This window comes from Dyella sp. 01N36 (assembly GCF_056399745.1).
On record NZ_JBFTRY010000007.1, the window covers coordinates 66,709 to 83,850 of the forward strand.

Sequence of the window (17,142 nt, forward strand, 5' to 3'; positions counted from 1 at the left end):
GACGAATGCTTGCCGCCTTCGCACGCTGCCCATGGGGTGGTGGTCGTATTGAGCCAGCCAAGCTATGCACCGGGGATGTCGTGCCCCTGGGGTCCTAAGTCGTCGGCTCCGGAAACTTCCAGGCGCCGCTCAGGATCGCGTCCCTCGGCCGGTAAAGCCTGACGGTGTAGTTCCAGCCGGGCATGATGGGAAGGCAGTTGGGGATCGTGCCATTGCAACCGCCGAACTGGACGACGATGGAGCCGTCGGCGCTGCGTTTGGCGGTGATGTTGTTGAGCGTATACGCGTTCAGTGCGTTCTTCTCGAAATAGCCTTTGGCGTCGTAGACGCTGATCGACCAGAAGGCATCGACCGGTACGTCTTTGACGGTGAGGTGGTAGACCGTCTTGCCGTCATTGTTTGGCGGCGTGACGCCGAGATAGGTGGCGTCCTTGTCGGGGTTGCCGCCCCAGCCGGCTGCGGTGCCCAAGAGATGCGCGACGGGGTCGACGTCACTTTTCTTGCCGAACGCGTCTTTGAAACCGTTGGCGGATGAGGCAAGCACGAGCAGCGCATCGCGGATCTTCTTCTGGCTTACCGGATCCCAATGCGGCACGTCGAACGTACCGCGGCTTGCCTGGGAGACCTTGATGGCGTCCTGTAGTGAATGGACGGCCTGCAGATCTTTTGCGTCGTTGGGGTCGACCAGGGTGCGGATGGCAACGGCCATATACCGAGTGCCCACCTTCTCTTTGTCGAAGGTGTAGCTGCCCGCGCCGTAAACCACGGCAGGCACGTAGTGGTCTTCATTGATGGCTTGCAGCGACATGAAGCGCTTGCCGGCGTCGGGCAGGGTGATGGTGACCGGGCCGGCATCCAGGTCAAAGACGCCAAAGGTATAGAGCGTGTCGCGGTTGAGACGGATGACATCCTGCTTGTCGATGGAGGCGGGTTCGCGTTCGGAACGAAGAACGCCGAGGCCGCCGCGTTTTACCAGGGACGCGAGGTAGGTATCGGATTCGGCGCGGGCGAAGTTGTTGATCGTGACGGGCGTAACGTCCGTCGGCGCCGTACCTGCGTGGACGTACGCGGTGCTGAGTATGGCGATGCCAAGGGCGGTGCGTAAGGTCGGTATGCGCATGGCGTTTCCGATGGTTGTAAACGGGCGACGGATGATGTCCACAAGGCGCGAGGGTCACGGCTGTTGCGGCGGGCGCAGCGACCATGGCCGTAGCGGGCACGTGCGGCATCGAGATTTAGCGCAGGGCCGCGAGCTGGCGCTCAGCTTGCGCCGGCAGCATCGATGCCTGCATCGGTAAAACCCATCAAGTGCATCCAGTAGTTTTACCTAGCTCGCCGACGCCAGGCGCTTAAGTTTTTTTTGGCGCCTGTGCATCCGTTGACCGCGCGCATCCGTATCTAACAGTGCTTCCAGTCGGAAGTCGCCAGCTACGGAGATGAACATGAAGAGCAATCAACGCGTACGTTCGATGCTTCTTGGGGTGGGTCTTGCACTGGGCGTTACTTCGCTTTCGCCATGGGTGATGGCCGGCAGCATGGACGCGCCAGCCTGCTGCAACTTCGCACGTGCCTGGACGCATGAATACACCACTGAACCACGACGACTCCCAGCTGCGCTACGCCGAATATGTGCTTGGCGTGCTGGATGCCGATGCGCGCGCCGCCGTGGCACACGAGCTGCAAACCAGCGACGAGGCCGCTACCGCCGTGAAGCTTTGGCATCGCAGATTGCAGCCCATGAGTGAGGAGATTGCGCCGGTCGAGCCGCCCGATCATGTGTGGACTCGCATCCAGCAGGCGCTGCGCATGGATACACGGGAGCGCGCATACACCCGGCCCCGCCTGTGGGACAGCCTGCGTTTCTGGCACTGGTTCGGCCTGGGCGCGAGCACCTTGGCCGCGGCGTGCCTGCTGTTGCTGTTTGTGAGCATGGGGCCGCGCACGAGGCCGGGCGCGCCAGCGGTTGCGTTCATGGCATCGACCATCACCCAGACGAATGGTCAGGTGGGCTGGACGGCTACGATGGATATCCAACAGGCCCGCATCATCGTCGTGCCGGTGGCGCCGACCTCGTTCGCCCAAGGCAAGGCGCCGCAGTTGTGGCTGGTGCCTTCAGGTCAAAAGCCCATTTCGGTCGGCATGATTGCCGCCAACGCGCCTACCACGTTGAAGCTCGATCCGGTTCTGCTCGCGCAACTGGGACCCACGGCCGCCCTCGCGGTATCGGTAGAGCCCATCAGTGGCTCGCCGACGGGCCAGCCCACCGGGCCCGTTGTCGCCACGGGCGCCATCGGCGCCGCACCGGACAGCGGCGGGCAGCCCCATACGGCAAGCTTGTACTTGCCACGGTGGAGATGGTGGAGTTAGTCGCTGGCGTCCGTCGGAGCCAGCGCGCCATCAGGCGGAAACGTAGGTCAGTCGGATCACATCCCCGTCGATGACATCATTGGCCACGAGGCGAAGCCGCGGCCGAGGGCCGGCGAAGTACGGCCTGCCTTGACCAAGCACGACGGGGTGCAGATAGATCTGATACGCGTCGATAAGACCAAGCTCAGTGAGGCTGTGCGCCAGACCGGGACCGGCGACTTCGATCTCCCCGGTGAGCTCGGCCTTGAGCCGCCGTATGGCAGCCTCGAAGTCATCGGCGACAAGGGTGGCGTTGGGGCCGACCGACGACAGCGTGCGCGACACGACCCATTTCGGCTGGCGCCGCCACGCCATGGCGAAGTCGCGTTCGTCTGTGTTCCACTCGGGAGAGTCTTCGTCCCAGTAGCGCATGATCTCGTACATGCGGCGGCCGTACACGCTGCCCGTCAGGTTCTGCACCTGCTCTACGAAGTGACGAAACAGCAATGGACTGGGCCCAAACTTGTCGTGGTCGACATAGCCATCGAGGGACTGGTTCATTGCGAAGACAAGCGTGGCCATGGAAAGCCTCCCAGGCAGAAGCGGTCAGCTATGGCGGAGAAAGGCGCGCACCTCAACCGGTGCCCGGCAGGCGACGACGGCCTTGCGTCCCCAGCTCAGCGCCTCGTCCATGTTGGCGGCATCCAGTATCCAGAAACCGCCAACATGCTCTTTGGCCTCGGCGTACGGGCCGTCGGTAACCAGTAACTCGCCGCTGGACTGCTTGCGCAGGGACCTCGCCTTGCCAGGCGACTCCAGGCCGCCGGCGAACAACCGGGCGCCTGCGGCGATCATCTCTTCGTTGAGCCGGTGGATATCGTTGATCATCGCTTCGCCTTCCTGCGACGGGTCATAGTTGTCGGGGTGATGAATGGCAACCAGATACTGTGGCATGACGACTCCCGTGAACACCCTGAGGCGGGCACAATGCCTGCCCTCACTGTCATGACGAACGGCAGGACGCGGATTCGACACGTCGTGCGAAAAACGTTTCGCGTGGACGCGGCATCCCGCGTGGCTAGGTCTCTTCCGGAGGAGGTTGCAGCGTCACGGCCAACTCCTCGAACGTGGCGATCTGGTCGTTCAGTGCATCGTGCAATTCGCTCTGGCGCGTCATCAGCGTCTCGATGGAACCGGCCTGCTTGAGCTTCTTCAGCTCGCCGTCGAACAGTAACCACTGCGCCGTCAGCGCTTCTACGTTGTTCTTTGCGTAGTGACGCATTTCCTTGAGTTGCGCCAGCACATCGTTGACGTGTTCAAGCGGCGTCTTCGTAACTGCAGTCATGGCGATACCTCGGGTTTCCCAGGGTTTGCCTAGCGTAGCGGCGCAAAGCTGGCTGTCGCCGAAACGGCAGCACGACCGCGCAATGCATGCCCTGGAGCGCGCTGACGACGACGTCCGGACGCCCACAGCCAGGCCCCGCTGCGGCAGCTTGGGAGTCACGAAACAGCGCCCATGAATCAACCAGCGCCACCGCCTGCAATTGAGACTATTCTTATAGATGCTGTCGATCGTGTGCGCCTAATCTGACTGATCGAATCGACAAGGCTGGGCACGTTTATGCATCGCTTTCACGGCCTGACCATGATTGCCTCACCTTCCAGTGGGTCGCGGCAGGGGGGCTGTCGGTGGGTGCTGTGGTCGCTGTTCCTGCTGTGCGCGTCGCTGTCGTTCGTTGCATTCGCCACGCAGGTCCCGCCGGATGTGCCGGTCAAGCCGGACGCCCAGGTCGCGCTGAGCGCAGAGGAGTCGGCCTGGATCGCTCGGCACCCTGTGGTCGACGTCGGCATTTTTGCGGGCAATCACTTTCCCATCGAGGCCTGGGTGGCGGGCGGGGCCGAAGGCATTGGCGTGGAATACGCCAAGCTGCTCGCTGGCCGTGTAGGACTCAGGTTGCAGTTTCGTCCGTTCACGGACTGGGATGCGGTGACCTTCAGCGATTCGGGCAAGCCCATTCCTTTCGACTTGCTGGTGGGCCAGCCGTACCGGCGTAGCGATCGCCTTGAATACCTCAACCCCTACGTCGAAGCCAGCCTGGTGCTGGTTGCTCGCAAGGGTGACCTGAAGGTCCGCACCGAGGCCGATGTGGTCCATGGGCGGATCGCGATGGAGCGCGTCGCCCGCGTCTACAACAAGATCATCAAGGATCGTTTCCCCCAGGCCACACTCATCTTCACCGACGATGGCCGCGAGGCGCTGGACATGGTGGCCCAGGGCGTGGCCGACGCGTACATCGGTTCCTCCGCACGCACGCGCTGGCTGCTGACGGAGCGCGAGCACGACGACGTCACCATCCTTCAGCGCCTTGCCGATATCCCGCCGCTGCAGGCCTCGTTGGCGGTGCCGCGCGATCACCTGGTGCTGGCCTCCATCCTGCGCAAGGCCGAGGCCACCGTGCCGGCGAACCAGCTGGCCAGTCTTCGACAGCAATGGGGTATGGACGAAGACTTCACTGCGCCGCTTCCACGCAGCACGGCGATCTCCGATGCCGACCGCCAGTGGCTCGCCGGCCTGGGCACGCTGCGCGTGGGCTACGAAACCGATCGTTATCCGTATAGCTTCATCAACAAGGACGGCATGCTCGATGGCCTGGCCGAAGACTATCTCTCGCTGATCAAGAAAGAGCTGGGCCTGCGTTTTGAATTGGTGCCTGCACGCGACCTGGACGAACTGCAACGCCGCGTCGGCGCCAATGAAGTGGACATGGTCGCGGCCGCGATGCCCGCCGACTACGACGCCGGGGCCATGGTATTCAGCCGCCCGTACGAGCGGTTTCCTGAAGTCATCGTGGCGCCGCTGCATGGCGCCGCGATCGCCGGCCCGGAAGACCTGCGCGGCAAGAAGGTGGCTGTTCGCGAAGAGGCGGGTCTGCTCGCCGGTCTCAAGATGCTGCTGCCGCGCAGCGAACTGGTGCCGGTCGCCAGCAATGAAGCAGGGTTGCGCCTGGTCGAAAAAGGCGAAGTGTCGGCCTACATCGGCACCTTGCCTGCCATTGATGCGCTGATCCGCGATCGCTATGCCGCCACCCTGCGAGTGGTGGCGCCGGCGGGTCTGGATCAGGACATCACCTTTGGCGTCAGTCGCGACAAGGCCCGTCTTGCGGGCTTGATCGATCGCGTGATTGCGGGCGTCAAGGACAATCAGCGGCAGGCGATCCGCACGCGCTGGCTGCGCGCCGACTACAGCTACGGCGTGCCGTGGAACTGGGTGCTGATCGGATTGCTGGTGGTGGCGTCCATCGTGGCCATCATCGGTTTTGCCTATAAGCGCATGAGGGATGCCGAAGCGAGGGCTCGTGCATCCGAGCAGCGACTGGTCGACACCAACGAAAATCTCCCTGGCGTGGTGATCCGTCTGCACGTGGATGCCGCGGACCGCCGCACTTATGAATCAGTGAGCGGGCCCTCGATGGCCATCTTCGGCATGTCCCGCGAGGACATTCTTGCCGGCCACGCCGGCCCGCTCGAAGCGGCCGTCGATGAGGATCGCGAGATGGTCCAGAAGGCGGTGGATCAAAGCCTGCGATCGAAGCATTCKGGCGTGGTCGAGTTCAAGACCAGGGTGAACGGCGTGACGCGCTGGATTCGCGCCTTGGGCGGGGAACCCAAGCCCAGTGGGAAAGGCGGCTATTTCTGGAGCGTCTACTGCGCCGACGTCACCATCGAGAAGGAACAGGAGCGGGCACTGGTGGAGGCGAAGGCCACGGCCGAGGCGGCGGTGGCCGCCAAGGGTGCGTTCCTGGCCATGATGAGTCACGAAATCCGCACGCCCATGGCCGGCGTACTGGGGTTGGTGGAGTTGCTCTCCAAGACGCCGCTGAGCACCGAGCAGTCGCACATGGTCGGCATGGCGCAGGATTCGGCGGTGGCGCTGCTGCAGATCCTCGACGACATCCTGGATTTCTCGCGCATCGAGGCCGAGAAGCTCGAACTGGAGCCGCAGGCATTCGACCTGCGCCTGCTGGCCGACAGTGCGGTGGGCACCTTCGCGGCACGGGCGCAAGAGAAACACCTGCGCCTTTACCTGGTGCTGGACTGGCGACTCGCGTCGGAATATCGAGGCGACGCCAATCGCATTCGGCAGATCATCAACAACCTGATCAGCAACGCCCTCAAGTTCACCGCGTCCGGACACGTCAAGCTGCGTATCGATCTGCTCGACGAGGTCAAGGGAGGGCAGCGCCTGCGATTCAGCGTCACCGATACGGGCATGGGCATCTCGCCTGATCAACTCAATCGCCTGTTCCAGCCGTTCACCCAGGCGGAGGCGTCCACCACCCGACGTTTTGGCGGCACGGGCCTGGGCCTGAGCATCTGTCGCCGCCTGGCGGGCATGATGGGCGGCGACGTTCGCCTTGAAAGCAAGGTGGGCGAGGGCACGCGAGCCACCGTCGAAGTGGTGCTACCGGTGCTGCAGGGCACCAGCATCATTCCCGGTATCGAAGGCAAGCGGGCCCTGGTCTGCACGCGTGACGGCATGTTCGAACGCGAGTTGGCCAACGCGTTGTCTGCGATGGGCTTTAGCGTGATCGAGACGGATGCGGAGGACGTCGTGGAACTCAGTAAAGACGATGCGGACGTCTATATCGCGGACGCGCGTCTGATCGAGCAAGGCGTCATCGTGGAGGGTGTGCCGGCGATTCACGTGATACCCGATACCGATACGCGGGGCTTTTATCGTGAAGGCGGCAAGATGATGCTCTGCGGCAGTCCCTTGTTGTGGCGGTCAGCGGTAGAGGCGTGCCGCGCGGCGCTGGGCCTGGACTCGGCTGGCGACAAGGAAAGCGTTGCCGCGCCCCGCCAGGCGCGCTCCGCCCGGATCCTGGTGGCCGAAGACCATCCCATCAATCGCGCCGTGATCGAGCGACAGCTGGATCTTCTGGGTTACGCATGCACCATGGCCGAGGATGGCCAGCGCGCCTGGGAGGCGCTGGCTGCCACCCACTACGACCTGCTGCTGACCGACTGTCACATGCCCGTGCTCGATGGTTATGCGCTGTCGCAGCGCATACGCGATGCGGAAGTCGAAACGGGCGCCCATATGCCCATCATTGCGCTCTCGGCCAGCGCGTTGCCGGAGCAGGTGGAAAAGTGCCGGCGGGCCGGCATGGACGACTTCCTCGCCAAGCCTGCCCGCCTGGAAGAGTTGCAACAGAAGATTGAAAGCATGGTCGGCAGCCTGGCGAAAGTCGTCGATCGGCAAACCCAGGCCAGTGACGATGCAGTGACTCAGCTGGTCGCCATCTTCGGTTCGGAAGAACAAGTCGAGACGCTGTTGCACGGCCTGCTGGAAGCGGGGCGGTCGGATCTCGCCAGATTCGACGAGGCGGTGAAGGCGGGCGATACAACCGCCCAGCGCGATGTGCTCCATCGCATCACCGGCTCACTGCAATTGCTGCGCATGGGCCTGCAGGAACCGGCGCCCGGTCTAAGCGTCAACGAACGCCGCGACGCCGTCCTCGTCGAACTATCGCAGGTCGATGGAATGATCGAGCGATTGGAAGCAAAACGCCTGGTCCGGCAGCGCTGAGGTTAAACGCCACCGCGCGCGACCCTGTAGGAGCGCACTTGTGCGCGACCGAAGCGCCACCGTAACACCGCTCCCCCAGGTGGTCGCGCACCAGTGCGCTCCTGCAAACGGCCGTCCATAGACCAAGTCACCGCTTGGGTCGGCGTTTGCGCAGCCGTTTGGCATTACTCATCGCCCGCTGGCGATACGGCTGCAGACCGGCCGTGAGCATGGCGGCAGACGAGCGCGATGCGCTGGCGGCGATGCCAGAGGAGGTGACGGCCTTGCGACCGCTCAGTCCCGTGCTCGCCATCCACTGGTTCCAGCAGAACTGCGAGGCGGTGGCGCTCGCGCTCATCATCATGGCTGTGGCTGATTGCTGCGCGGCTGCCACCTTCTCCGTCACCATCGTGGTCAATTCCCTTTGATCGGCCGCGGAGGGCGGGTTGCTCATGCCACTGATCTGAGCACTGCGCCGCAGGACCACCTCCGCCGAGGCGCCCAGCATCTGTGTCGATTTCGCCGCCAGTTCCCACCACCAGGCCATGGGCAACGCCTGGGTGAGGGCCCTGTTTTTCCGGATCGGCATGGCTGGAGTCCTGAGGGCTGCGAAGTGAGACAAAAAGAGGGGCAGGGTCCGAATGCGGTACGGACGCTGCCCCGGTGCGAATGGCCTTGATGTCCTTGCCCGGTCGGAGAATCCAGCCTGGGTAGTGCGGACTCGCAGCCGATCGCCCGTGCATCCTTCCGCATCGCTCGTTGCGGCGGTGTGTAAATTGCCGGCGCGGCTTGTTATGGCTGCTGTGCCGATGTCGCAGGCGCCGGCTCGGGCCGCAAATCTTCATGCATCGCGGCGCGGTAGAAACCTGCGGCAAGGATAACCAGCAGTGCGACGATGAAGACGATCAAGGCCGCTCGGCGTGAAAATTTCATGACATGGGCTGACTGGCGAAACGATGAACTGTGCGTGGCTGCATGTATCGATGTTGTCGACGTTCTGTGGTGGATGTGCGATGTCGCGGACCGGTCACCATGACGCGCCGAGGGTAGTACCATCACGCACGAACGAGAACCCACGGAGCCTTCCATGACACCTCTCGACAAAACCCTGCGCCGCGAAGTCACCATCGATGGCGAGACCTACACCCTGGTGCTCGACGCGAATGGTTTGAAGTTGACGCCTCGCGGTCATCGCAAGGGCACGGAACTCCAGTGGAAGGACATCGTCAGCGGCGACGCCGCCGTGGCGTCGGCACTCAATGCATCGGCGGCGAACGACAGCGCCTGAAGGCTGCACAGGAGGCTGGGCCACCTATCGGTGACCGAGCCTACGATCTCGCTTCGAGCGCCTTCATGACTGTCGCCAGGCTCTGCCTGGTCGTGTCGATGCCTTCCCAAGGGTCGGCACGTTGCCGCTTCAGTCGTGCAAGAGCAGAGCGCATGTCGAACTGCGAAGCACTCTTCAGGCGGCTCAGCTCGCTCCAGCGCAAGGGCATGGCGACAGGTGCGCCTGGGCGGCCACGCAGCGAATAGGACGCCACTGCCGTGGCGCCGCGGCCGTTGCGCAGATAGTCCACGTAGATCCTGCCTGCGCGTCGCGTCTTGGAACTGACCGACACGAACTCCAGCGGGTACATCGATTCGAGCGCCTGCGCGAAGCCGTGCGCGAAGGACTTCACCTCGTCCCACGGTGCCACCGGCTTCAAGGGCACCACGACGTGCAGCCCTTTGCCACCGGTGGTGCGCAGGAAGCTCTTCAAGCCAAGCTGATCCAGGAGCTTGTTGAGCAGGCGAGCGGCGGCCTTCACGCGGGTCCATTCGACATCGGGGCCTGGGTCCAGATCGAACACGATGCGATCGGCGCCATCAGGGTCATCGATATGCGCACCCCAGGGATGGAACTCGATCGCGTTGTATTGCACCAGCTCGATGATCGAGTCCGCGCTGTCCGGATAGAGGTAGACAGCAGAGGCGCCGGTTTCCTCTTTCAGGCGGACGGAGCCGACATGATTGAGGCCGCCGGTTGGCAAGTGCTTCTGGAAGAAGCTGGGCTTGTTGATGCCGCCTGGCCAACGAATCACGGACATCGGCCGGTTGATGACGCCAGGCAGGAACCACGTCATGGCTGCCGTGTAGTAGTCGACGATGTCCTGCTTGGTGATGCCTTCCCCGGGATAGACCACGCGATCGGGATGTGTGATGACGATGCCTGCCGGTTCGGTCGACGTGCCACGGCGGGACTTTGCAGCCACATGGCTTTTGCCGGTGCGATCGCCACTGCGTAAGTCCCTGGGTGACTTGTCCGGCCGCATGGCCTTGAGACTGGGTTGCCGCAATAGTCCGTGATTGCCGATGCCGCGATAGAACACCTCGGCCACCGCGGTCGGCGCAATCCAGTGGGCATCGCGAGGCGCTTCGCTCGCATGCTTGATGGTGGGCGAACGCGAGCCGGCGCGCGCCAGCGTGCGGGTGAGTTCACGCAGCATCGCGTCGGTAAAGCCTGAACCCACGCGACCTACGTAACTCCACTCGCCAGCGGGCGCAGGCCTGGCCAGCAACAGCGAGCCAAATCCCTTCCTCGATCCCTTGGCAGCGGTATAGCCCACCACGGCGAACTCATCGGACTGCAGGCGCTTCACCTTGACCCAGTCGTCGCCACGTCCACCCCGATAAGGCGAACCGACGCGCTTGCACATGATGCCCTCGAGGTGGTGGGCGCTCGCACTCTCAAAGGCCGCTTCGCCGCCACCCACGATGTGGCTGCTATAGGCAAGCTGGGATGGGGCGTCCTGGAGCAGGCGCTGCAGCGCCTCTTTGCGATGGATCAGGGGCGAGCGGGAGAGGTCGTAGCCTTCCAGATAAGGCAGGTCGAACAGCACATAGGCCAGCGGCGACGCGCGTTCGCCCGACAAGGTCTGCTGCAGGGCGTTGAAGTCCGATTGTCCATCGACGAGGGCAATCAGTTCGCCGTCCAACTGCGCCGAGTTCAGCCCGAGCGCCTCGATGGCCTGCCTGATCTCGGGCAGCTTGTGGGTCCAGGGCAGGGCGTTGCGCGACCAGCATTCCACGTGTCCGTCGGTGATCGAGGTGAGGATGCGATAGCCATCCCACTTCACCTCGTTGAGCCAGTCGTCACCCGTGGGAGGCGCGTCGCGTAACGTCGCCAACTCCGGCTTGAAAAAGCCCTTGGGTGCAACTCGCTTCTTGGCGCCCTCGACTTTGGCGATCCATCGCGAGGGCGACACGCGTCGCTTGCCGGCGGTTGGAGCGTGTCTGCGCTTTGAGTGCGTCAACTTCTCCACCACCTCTTTCGCGCCGCCGCTCTTTCCCGATGCTCGCCTGGTGCTGGCAACCATGGTCGCGTCGAGCAGGTCATCGGCCTCGACCTTGGACACATAGGCATCCTCGTCCTTGATCAGGAACCACACGGGCTTCTTTTCCTGGCGATGACCTCGAACCAGGTGCCAGCCACCCTTGAGCCGCTGGCCGAACAGCTCGAAGCGCAGATGTCCTTTCTGAAGTTGCGCCTCCGCATCGCCCGAGGTCGCCCACACCCCCGTGTCGAAGGTATCGACGTGACCTGCGCCGTAGCCATCGGGAATATCGCCGTGGAAGGAGGCATACGACACCGGATGGTCTTCCACCTCCACGGCGAGCCGTTTCACCTTGGGGTCATAGCTGGGTCCCTTGGGGCAGGCCCAGCTCTTCAGTACGTCTCCCACCTGCAGCCGGAAGTCGTAATGGCGCCGCCGCGCGTGATGCAGTTGCACCACAAACAGTTCACGCCCGGCCTTTCCGACGGACTTTTCTGGACGAGGCTCCGGCGTTTTGTCGAAGTGCCGCTTGCGGGCGTAGTCGCGTAGTGACATGGCTGTCTTCCCGCCGCCATGGCGGCTTGCCTGGTCGTGACTGGGTGGCGTCTCATGGGATCGCGCAACGTCGATCCACCTCATGCAGCGCAACGATTCTCACGGGGCAGGTGAATCGACCGTCAACCTTTTGCAGACACGAAGCCCGATGTGCGCCTCCTGTTTAGCCTGTCTCGCGACATGCGCGTAGAGAGCGCGAGGCTCAGTAGTCCTGCGCAAGTCGCGCCGTCCAACGGCAACGGTGCTGCTCGCTGCATGACCTTCCAAAGGCCATCACGTGCGGATTGCGCCTTGAGCGGGCGTTGGCGCGGTTCCTGCTTTGGCCGGCCTGAGGCTCGTACGGCGCCCGGGTCGCCTCTGCTCGCTCCATCTTCATGCCGTTCCAACATCTCCTGAGTAACCTTCAGTTGATTCCAGGCGAAGTAACAGTGGTCACACCTGATCCGAGATATCCACTGGAGGTTGTTAGTCATGACATATGGAACTTTGAAACGAACGCTGTTGCTCGCCGGCATGGCCATCGCCATGGCGACCGCCGTACCCGCCATCGCCGCGGATCAAGCGGTGCATGTGCGCGGCACGGTGACGGATGTCACCGCCACGGGCTTTACGGTGCAGACGGCGACGGGCGCGCAGAACGTCGCGATCGCAGCCGATACCCATATCGCCGGCGTGGTGCCCAGCAATCTGGATGCGATCCAGCCAGGCTCCTACATTGGTTCGGCCAATGTGCCGCACGGCGCCGCCGCCAACGCCCTGGAAGTCGTGGTGTTTCCGCCGGCGATGAAGGGCACGGGCCTGGGTGACTACGCCTGGGATCTGCCCGCCCATGGCGGTGCCGGGTCGGCCATGACCAACGGCAGCGTGAAGTCGTCGGCGATGACCAATGGCACCGTCAAGAGCAGCGCAGCCGGTGGTTCGGCCATGCATTCGGCGATGACCAACGGCACGGTGAAGACGGCTGATGGCAGTGGCGCGCGCACGCTGGTGGTCGACTACGGCTCGGGCGAGAAGACGATCAATGTCACGGCGAACACGCCGATCGTGACCTTCGCGCCAGCCGACAAGAGCGCCATCGTCAAAGGTGCGAAGGTCTTCGTGGCCGGCAAGCCGGGCAATCCGGTGGCTGCCGGGTTCGTGGCAGTCGGGCTGAACGGTACTGCGCCGCCGATGTAACAGGCATTGCGTCGAGGCCATCGCGGTCGATCCGGACTTGTCCAAGCACCATGGACAAGTCCGGACTCCACGTGCGCTGTGCGACCCGGGTTCCGGCCTCGGGTCAGATGCCCGCGTACCACTCGTAACCCTGGTCTTCCCAATAACCGCCCTTGCCGTCGCCGATATCCTTGAACGAGCTCACCAGCTCGATGCGGCTGATGTATTTGGCCTGCTTGTAACCAAGCTGCCGGCCAAGGCGCAGGCGCAAGGGTGCGCCGTTCGGTACCGGCAGCGGCTGGTCGTTCAATTCAAAGGCCAGCAAAGTCTGCGGATGTCTTGCTTCGCGGATGTCCACGCTTTCGTAGTACGGCGTGTCCGCGTCCATTTCGTCAAAGCAATGAAAGACGACAAAGGCTGCCTGTGGACTCACGCCCACGTGGTCGAGCACGGCCGAGAGCACAGTGCCGCGCCACTTGCCGATCGCGCTCCAGCCTTCCACGCAATCGTGCCGGGTGATCTGGGTGCGGTCATCCAGCGCCTTCAGGTCGTCAATCGATAGCATCGCCGGATGCGTCACCAGTCCGTCCACTTGCAATTTGTAGTCGCGGAACTGGTTGGCCATCAATGCCTGATAGGCAGGCGTGTCCGGCATGGTGGTGCCATTGGGATGAAACACCGGGGAGATCTCGGCCTCGGAGTATTCCTTTGCCATGGCGGTGGAGGGCGACAGCAGCGTCTGCACGCGACGATTCAATCCTTCGGCGCTGCCCAATACCCGGGCACCCAGGCCGCTCTGGGAAATACGGTCGCAACCCGCGAGGAAAATGCCCGCGGCCCCCATGCCGGCCATACGCAGAAACGATCGGCGATCACTCATGGCGGGGGTCCTCCACGATCGGCATTTGTTCGGCAGTGGCGCGCTCGGGAGACATGGCGGGCGCCGCTGGCTCAGGCTTGGCATCGACAGTCGCCGCCGGTCCGGGCTTGACCTTGTAGTAGCCGGTAATCATGCCGCGCAACTGGTTGAAGACCCCGCTCACCAATACCTCGAAGACATGAATCACCACGAAGGCGACAAACGCCCAGGCGATGATGAAGTGAATCGACCTTGCTGACTGGCGTCCACCCACCGCTTCGACCAGGGGCGAAAGCACCGCATCCAGGCGCGGAGACATCGCCAGGCCCATCAATACGATGCCGATGCCGAAGATGAAGATCACGGTCAGATAAGCAAGCCGTTGCAGAATGTTGTAGCGCAGCGCCTCGTCCCCATGGGGGTGCTTGAACCGGATGTGATCGACGATGGAGCGGCCGATGCCACGCCAGTCCGCACGTGTCGGCCACATATCGCGTTGCAGGTGCTTATGCGCGAATGAGTAGGCGATATAGCAAAGCCCATTGAGCACAAACACCCAGGCAAAAAAGAAATGCCAGCGCCGACCCATGGCCAGCCAGCCCGCGCTGGGCACCGTCAGCCAAGAGGGAAAACCCCGCGCGGTCGGCGTGCCGTCGCTGCCTTTGGACACGCCCAGTACGCCGGTCGTGGTGACCTGGTGCTGGCCAACCCGCGTGGTGCCGACCAGATTGCCGGCCGTATCTTCATGTGCATCCAGGGCCAGCCAGGCGGTGCCCTCGTCGGAGCGGTTGCCCCAGTAGAGATTGGGATGCGCATTGAAGATCTGCAGGCCGCTGAGCAGCATCAGGGTCAATGCGATCACATTGATCCAGTGCATGATCCGGATCGGCAGCGTATGACGATAGACCAGCCGTGAAGCCGTCGACGACGACCTGGGTGTCACGGAAACACTAGGGGACTCGACGGCGCTGGGGGCGTTCATGTCGTTGCACCTGGGTGTGGCGATGACGGGCCAGTATGCGAACAGTGTACTCGCCTGAAGATGCGCAGACACTTGCTTGCCCGGTGGCTTGCCGCATGGTGAAAGGCTGTTGACGATAGCGCAGGTAGTTGCGCTTACAATCGATCGATGGACTATCAACTCATCATCAAGTTCTGGCGCAAGTCGCTGGCCGACGAAGCCTTCCTCGCAACGATCGAGGCAAGGCTGAAGGAGGCCCTGGGCCATACCGTCGAGCTGGAGGGCTACGATGTCAGCCCCAAAGAGATCAATCTTTTCATGCTCGCGTCCGATCCGCGGCTATCCTTTCGGCGCGCAAAAGACGTGTTGGAAGAACTGGGCATAACGAACGGCGTTTCCGCGGCATTCCGGGTGGCTGGCGGATCGAGCTTCACCTCGATCTGGCCGGTACGCGCCACGCGAAAGTTCAAGCTTCCCTAGTGCCTGTTCGCCTGAAGCCATGCCCTCATGCGGGCACTGGCGCACGCGCAAGCTGATGCCCGGCGATATCGTGGATCACTCACCTCAGAGGCCCTGAGCCGGTTCATGGGCCCGGGATGTCAGCCAAGTTCCTGGGCGAGTCCAATAAGCAGTCCTTCAGGACCGCGGATGTAGCAGAGGCGATACGCGTCTTTGTACTGGACGACGTCGCCCACAAGCTGCGCGCCACGCTTGCGAAGCCTCTCGAGCGTCTCATCGACATCATCCACGGTGAACATGACGCGCAAGTAGCCCAGCGCGTTCACCGGGGCGTTCCGGTGATCGGCGATCGTTGGCGGAGCGAGAAACCGGGAGAGCTCGAGCCGGCTGTGGCCGTCGGGTGTGCGCATCATGGCAATCTCGACGCGTTGATCGCCCAATCCCGTGACACGTCCGGCCCATGCTCCTTCGATCATGGTCCGCCCCTCGAGATCGAGGCCGAGCTCGCGAAAGAAAGCGATCGTCGCGTCGAGGTCCTCGACCACGATGCCTACGTTGTCCATCCGTTTAAGCGCCATGGATGCAACTTACTCGCGGGCCATTGTCCTGACAACGGACCGTGGAGTGCGTGTTCATTCGGCCGCGAGGGCAGGAGCCACGCCCGGCGACCCGCTTGCACGGCAGGTCATTTCGGCTTTATGATGTACCGTGGTACCAAGGTACCTAAATTGCAATGAGCGGACGGCGTGGTCGAGAGCCACCTACCTGGCTGGGGGTTTCAATGAGCATGAAGATGATACTGATCGGCCCTGTAGCCGCGTCCCTGGCGATCGGCCTGGGAGTGGCGATGGTGCATTCGCAAGGCGATGCGAAGGAGGGGCACGGTGTGCTTGCCGCACACGGCATCCACGGCGTGTCGAGCCCTTCATCCCATACAGGAGCTCCATCGATGTATGCAGAACGCGAGTTCGACTTCGACTTACCGGGAACCGTGGCGGCGCTGGCGCCCTATTTTGGGCCGGTAAAAGAGCGAGAGTGGACGCCCGACTGGAACCCTGAATTTGTGCGCCCCGCCGGTGGCGGCCAGGAAGTCGGCGCCGTTTTCCAGACGAAGTCGCAGTGGGGCGCTGCAACCTGGGTCATGGATCGCTACGAGCCCACGCAGGGCAAGGTCGGCTATCTCATCTTCATTCCAGCGACGGGAGTGTCGCGCTACGACATTTCGCTGAGCCAGAGAGACCCGGCAACCGTGCACGTGCACGTGTGGTGCAGTCGCACGCTGCTGAAAAACGCCGATGCCAGGTATCTCGCCGAGTTCGAGCAGTTCTTCACGGCGCAGGGCCCGGAGTGGCGCGACGCGATCGTCGGCATGCTTGCGCACTCCACCGCGCAACCCCACTAATCGGAATCGAGCAACTCCAATGAACGACGCGATCACCTCAAGCAACACGATCGATTTTCTGGAGACGGCGGCGAACTGCAGCCTGTTTCATCGCATCAGTTCGCATATGACGGCCGAGCTTCGCCAGAGCGGCCACGACCAGCCGGAGGGTTCACTCTCTGCGGAGGAGCTGCAGCAGGCCCATGTCATCTTCGCCATCCGTGATCTCTCGGTACTGGGCATGATCGTGGTCAGTCATGCTGCAGAAGCCGGACTTGCCAGGCTCTATCGCCTCTGGATTGTTCCTTCGGCACGGCGCTCAGGCATGGGACGGGCATTGATGATGCGGGCGGAACAATTCGTGGCGGGAAAGGGTRCCCGGACCATCGAGTTCGACACCGGCCAGGATCTCGTCTCCGCGGTTGCCCTCTACCGAAGCTTGGATTACAAGGAAGAGCCTTTTCTGGAGCGCAGCCCAAGGAGCCTCCTGTTCCGGAAGTCCTTGGCCAAGAGTTGATTTCGAATCTGGGCAACCGACAAATT

At 63.0% G+C, this 17,142-nt stretch carries 16 protein-coding genes; 7 read left to right on the forward strand and 9 right to left on the reverse strand.

Annotated elements, in window-relative coordinates; all coding sequences use genetic code 11:
• Positions 1 to 94: 94 nt before the first annotated feature.
• On the reverse strand, positions 95 to 1,120 hold the full coding sequence (locus tag AC1DMG_RS03300; protein WP_477178614.1) for a DUF1254 domain-containing protein: 1,026 nt from the start codon (positions 1,118 to 1,120) through the stop codon (positions 95 to 97).
• 458 nt (positions 1,121 to 1,578) lie between these two features.
• Between AC1DMG_RS03300 and AC1DMG_RS03305 the strand changes: the two genes are divergently transcribed.
• On the forward strand, positions 1,579 to 2,367 hold the full coding sequence (locus tag AC1DMG_RS03305; RefSeq protein ID WP_477178615.1) for an anti-sigma factor: 789 nt from the start codon (positions 1,579 to 1,581) through the stop codon (positions 2,365 to 2,367).
• Between the two features lie 30 nt (positions 2,368 to 2,397).
• Here AC1DMG_RS03305 and AC1DMG_RS03310 read toward each other — a convergent pair whose 3' ends face one another.
• The 3 genes from AC1DMG_RS03310 to AC1DMG_RS03320 form a co-directional block, all read right to left on the reverse strand.
• Positions 2,398 to 2,928, reverse strand: a complete 531-nt coding sequence (locus AC1DMG_RS03310; protein WP_477178616.1) for a dihydrofolate reductase family protein — start codon at positions 2,926 to 2,928, stop codon at positions 2,398 to 2,400.
• A 24-nt stretch (positions 2,929 to 2,952) separates the two neighbouring features.
• On the reverse strand, positions 2,953 to 3,300 hold the full coding sequence (locus AC1DMG_RS03315; protein WP_477179201.1) for a YciI family protein: 348 nt from the start codon (positions 3,298 to 3,300) through the stop codon (positions 2,953 to 2,955).
• A 124-nt stretch (positions 3,301 to 3,424) separates the two neighbouring features.
• Positions 3,425 to 3,691: a hypothetical protein gene (locus AC1DMG_RS03320; RefSeq protein WP_441603917.1), complete on the reverse strand. Its 267-nt coding sequence runs from the start codon at positions 3,689 to 3,691 to the stop codon at positions 3,425 to 3,427.
• Positions 3,692 to 4,039: 348 nt separating this feature from the next.
• Between AC1DMG_RS03320 and AC1DMG_RS03325 the strand changes: the two genes are divergently transcribed.
• Positions 4,040 to 7,936 carry an ATP-binding protein gene (locus AC1DMG_RS03325; RefSeq protein WP_477178618.1) on the forward strand — a complete coding sequence of 1,299 codons (3,897 nt, stop codon included), beginning with the start codon at positions 4,040 to 4,042 and terminating at the stop codon, positions 7,934 to 7,936.
• Positions 7,937 to 8,063: 127 nt separating this feature from the next.
• Here AC1DMG_RS03325 and AC1DMG_RS03330 read toward each other — a convergent pair whose 3' ends face one another.
• Complete coding sequence (locus AC1DMG_RS03330) at positions 8,064 to 8,504, reverse strand: hypothetical protein (RefSeq protein WP_477178619.1); 441 nt, start codon at positions 8,502 to 8,504, stop codon at positions 8,064 to 8,066.
• 498 nt (positions 8,505 to 9,002) lie between these two features.
• On the opposite strand from AC1DMG_RS03330, the gene AC1DMG_RS03335 reads away from it, so the two are divergent.
• Positions 9,003 to 9,203: a hypothetical protein gene (locus AC1DMG_RS03335; RefSeq protein ID WP_441603913.1), complete on the forward strand. Its 201-nt coding sequence runs from the start codon at positions 9,003 to 9,005 to the stop codon at positions 9,201 to 9,203.
• A 40-nt stretch (positions 9,204 to 9,243) separates the two neighbouring features.
• Here the strand turns inward: AC1DMG_RS03335 and ligD are convergent, their stop codons facing one another.
• Positions 9,244 to 11,784: a DNA ligase D gene (gene ligD / locus AC1DMG_RS03340; protein WP_477177111.1), complete on the reverse strand. Its 2,541-nt coding sequence runs from the start codon at positions 11,782 to 11,784 to the stop codon at positions 9,244 to 9,246.
• 471 nt (positions 11,785 to 12,255) lie between these two features.
• Between ligD and AC1DMG_RS03345 the strand changes: the two genes are divergently transcribed.
• Positions 12,256 to 12,960, forward strand: a complete 705-nt coding sequence (locus AC1DMG_RS03345) for a hypothetical protein (RefSeq protein WP_441611168.1) — start codon at positions 12,256 to 12,258, stop codon at positions 12,958 to 12,960.
• Positions 12,961 to 13,063: 103 nt separating this feature from the next.
• On the opposite strand, the gene AC1DMG_RS03350 is transcribed toward AC1DMG_RS03345, so the two are convergent.
• A complete protein-coding gene (locus tag AC1DMG_RS03350) occupies positions 13,064 to 13,819 on the reverse strand; it encodes a molybdopterin-binding protein (RefSeq protein ID WP_441603910.1) in 756 nt (251 codons plus the stop codon).
• Positions 13,812 to 14,780 (reverse strand): cytochrome b/b6 domain-containing protein, encoded by a 969-nt coding sequence (locus AC1DMG_RS03355; RefSeq protein ID WP_441603909.1) that lies wholly within the window; start codon positions 14,778 to 14,780, stop codon positions 13,812 to 13,814. The genes AC1DMG_RS03350 and AC1DMG_RS03355 overlap by 8 nt, the downstream gene beginning before the upstream one ends.
• Before the next feature lie 147 nt (positions 14,781 to 14,927).
• On the opposite strand from AC1DMG_RS03355, the gene AC1DMG_RS03360 reads away from it, so the two are divergent.
• Entirely contained in the window at positions 14,928 to 15,239 is a 312-nt protein-coding gene (locus tag AC1DMG_RS03360) for an OmpA family protein (protein ID WP_441603908.1), read from the forward strand.
• 119 nt (positions 15,240 to 15,358) lie between these two features.
• On the opposite strand, the gene AC1DMG_RS03365 is transcribed toward AC1DMG_RS03360, so the two are convergent.
• Positions 15,359 to 15,781: a VOC family protein gene (locus AC1DMG_RS03365; protein WP_441603907.1), complete on the reverse strand. Its 423-nt coding sequence runs from the start codon at positions 15,779 to 15,781 to the stop codon at positions 15,359 to 15,361.
• A gap of 224 nt (positions 15,782 to 16,005) precedes the next feature.
• Between AC1DMG_RS03365 and AC1DMG_RS03370 the strand changes: the two genes are divergently transcribed.
• Both AC1DMG_RS03370 and AC1DMG_RS03375 read left to right on the forward strand, forming a co-directional pair.
• A complete protein-coding gene (locus AC1DMG_RS03370; protein WP_477180173.1) occupies positions 16,006 to 16,620 on the forward strand; it encodes a hypothetical protein in 615 nt (204 codons plus the stop codon).
• A 19-nt stretch (positions 16,621 to 16,639) separates the two neighbouring features.
• Positions 16,640 to 17,116, forward strand: coding sequence for a GNAT family N-acetyltransferase (locus AC1DMG_RS03375; protein WP_477180174.1), 477 nt, complete (start codon positions 16,640 to 16,642; stop codon positions 17,114 to 17,116).
• Positions 17,117 to 17,142 lie beyond the last annotated feature (26 nt).

Bases quoted from the DNA above. Each gene is read 5' to 3' on its own strand.
- AC1DMG_RS03300 (WP_477178614.1), bottom strand. From the start codon at position 1,120: ATGCGCATACCGACCTTACGCACCGCCCTTGGCATCGCCATACTCAGC.
- AC1DMG_RS03305 (WP_477178615.1), top strand. From the start codon at position 1,579: ATGAATACACCACTGAACCACGACGACTCCCAGCTGCGCTACGCCGAA.
- AC1DMG_RS03310 (WP_477178616.1), bottom strand. From the start codon at position 2,928: ATGGCCACGCTTGTCTTCGCAATGAACCAGTCCCTCGATGGCTATGTC.
- AC1DMG_RS03315 (WP_477179201.1), bottom strand. From the start codon at position 3,300: ATGCCACAGTATCTGGTTGCCATTCATCACCCCGACAACTATGACCCG.
- AC1DMG_RS03320 (WP_441603917.1), bottom strand. From the start codon at position 3,691: ATGACTGCAGTTACGAAGACGCCGCTTGAACACGTCAACGATGTGCTG.
- AC1DMG_RS03330 (WP_477178619.1), bottom strand. From the start codon at position 8,504: ATGCCGATCCGGAAAAACAGGGCCCTCACCCAGGCGTTGCCCATGGCC.
- AC1DMG_RS03335 (WP_441603913.1), top strand. From the start codon at position 9,003: ATGACACCTCTCGACAAAACCCTGCGCCGCGAAGTCACCATCGATGGC.
- ligD (WP_477177111.1), bottom strand. From the start codon at position 11,784: ATGTCACTACGCGACTACGCCCGCAAGCGGCACTTCGACAAAACGCCG.
- AC1DMG_RS03345 (WP_441611168.1), top strand. From the start codon at position 12,256: ATGACATATGGAACTTTGAAACGAACGCTGTTGCTCGCCGGCATGGCC.
- AC1DMG_RS03350 (WP_441603910.1), bottom strand. From the start codon at position 13,819: ATGAGTGATCGCCGATCGTTTCTGCGTATGGCCGGCATGGGGGCCGCG.
- AC1DMG_RS03355 (WP_441603909.1), bottom strand. From the start codon at position 14,780: ATGAACGCCCCCAGCGCCGTCGAGTCCCCTAGTGTTTCCGTGACACCC.
- AC1DMG_RS03360 (WP_441603908.1), top strand. From the start codon at position 14,928: ATGGACTATCAACTCATCATCAAGTTCTGGCGCAAGTCGCTGGCCGAC.
- AC1DMG_RS03365 (WP_441603907.1), bottom strand. From the start codon at position 15,781: ATGGACAACGTAGGCATCGTGGTCGAGGACCTCGACGCGACGATCGCT.
- AC1DMG_RS03370 (WP_477180173.1), top strand. From the start codon at position 16,006: ATGAAGATGATACTGATCGGCCCTGTAGCCGCGTCCCTGGCGATCGGC.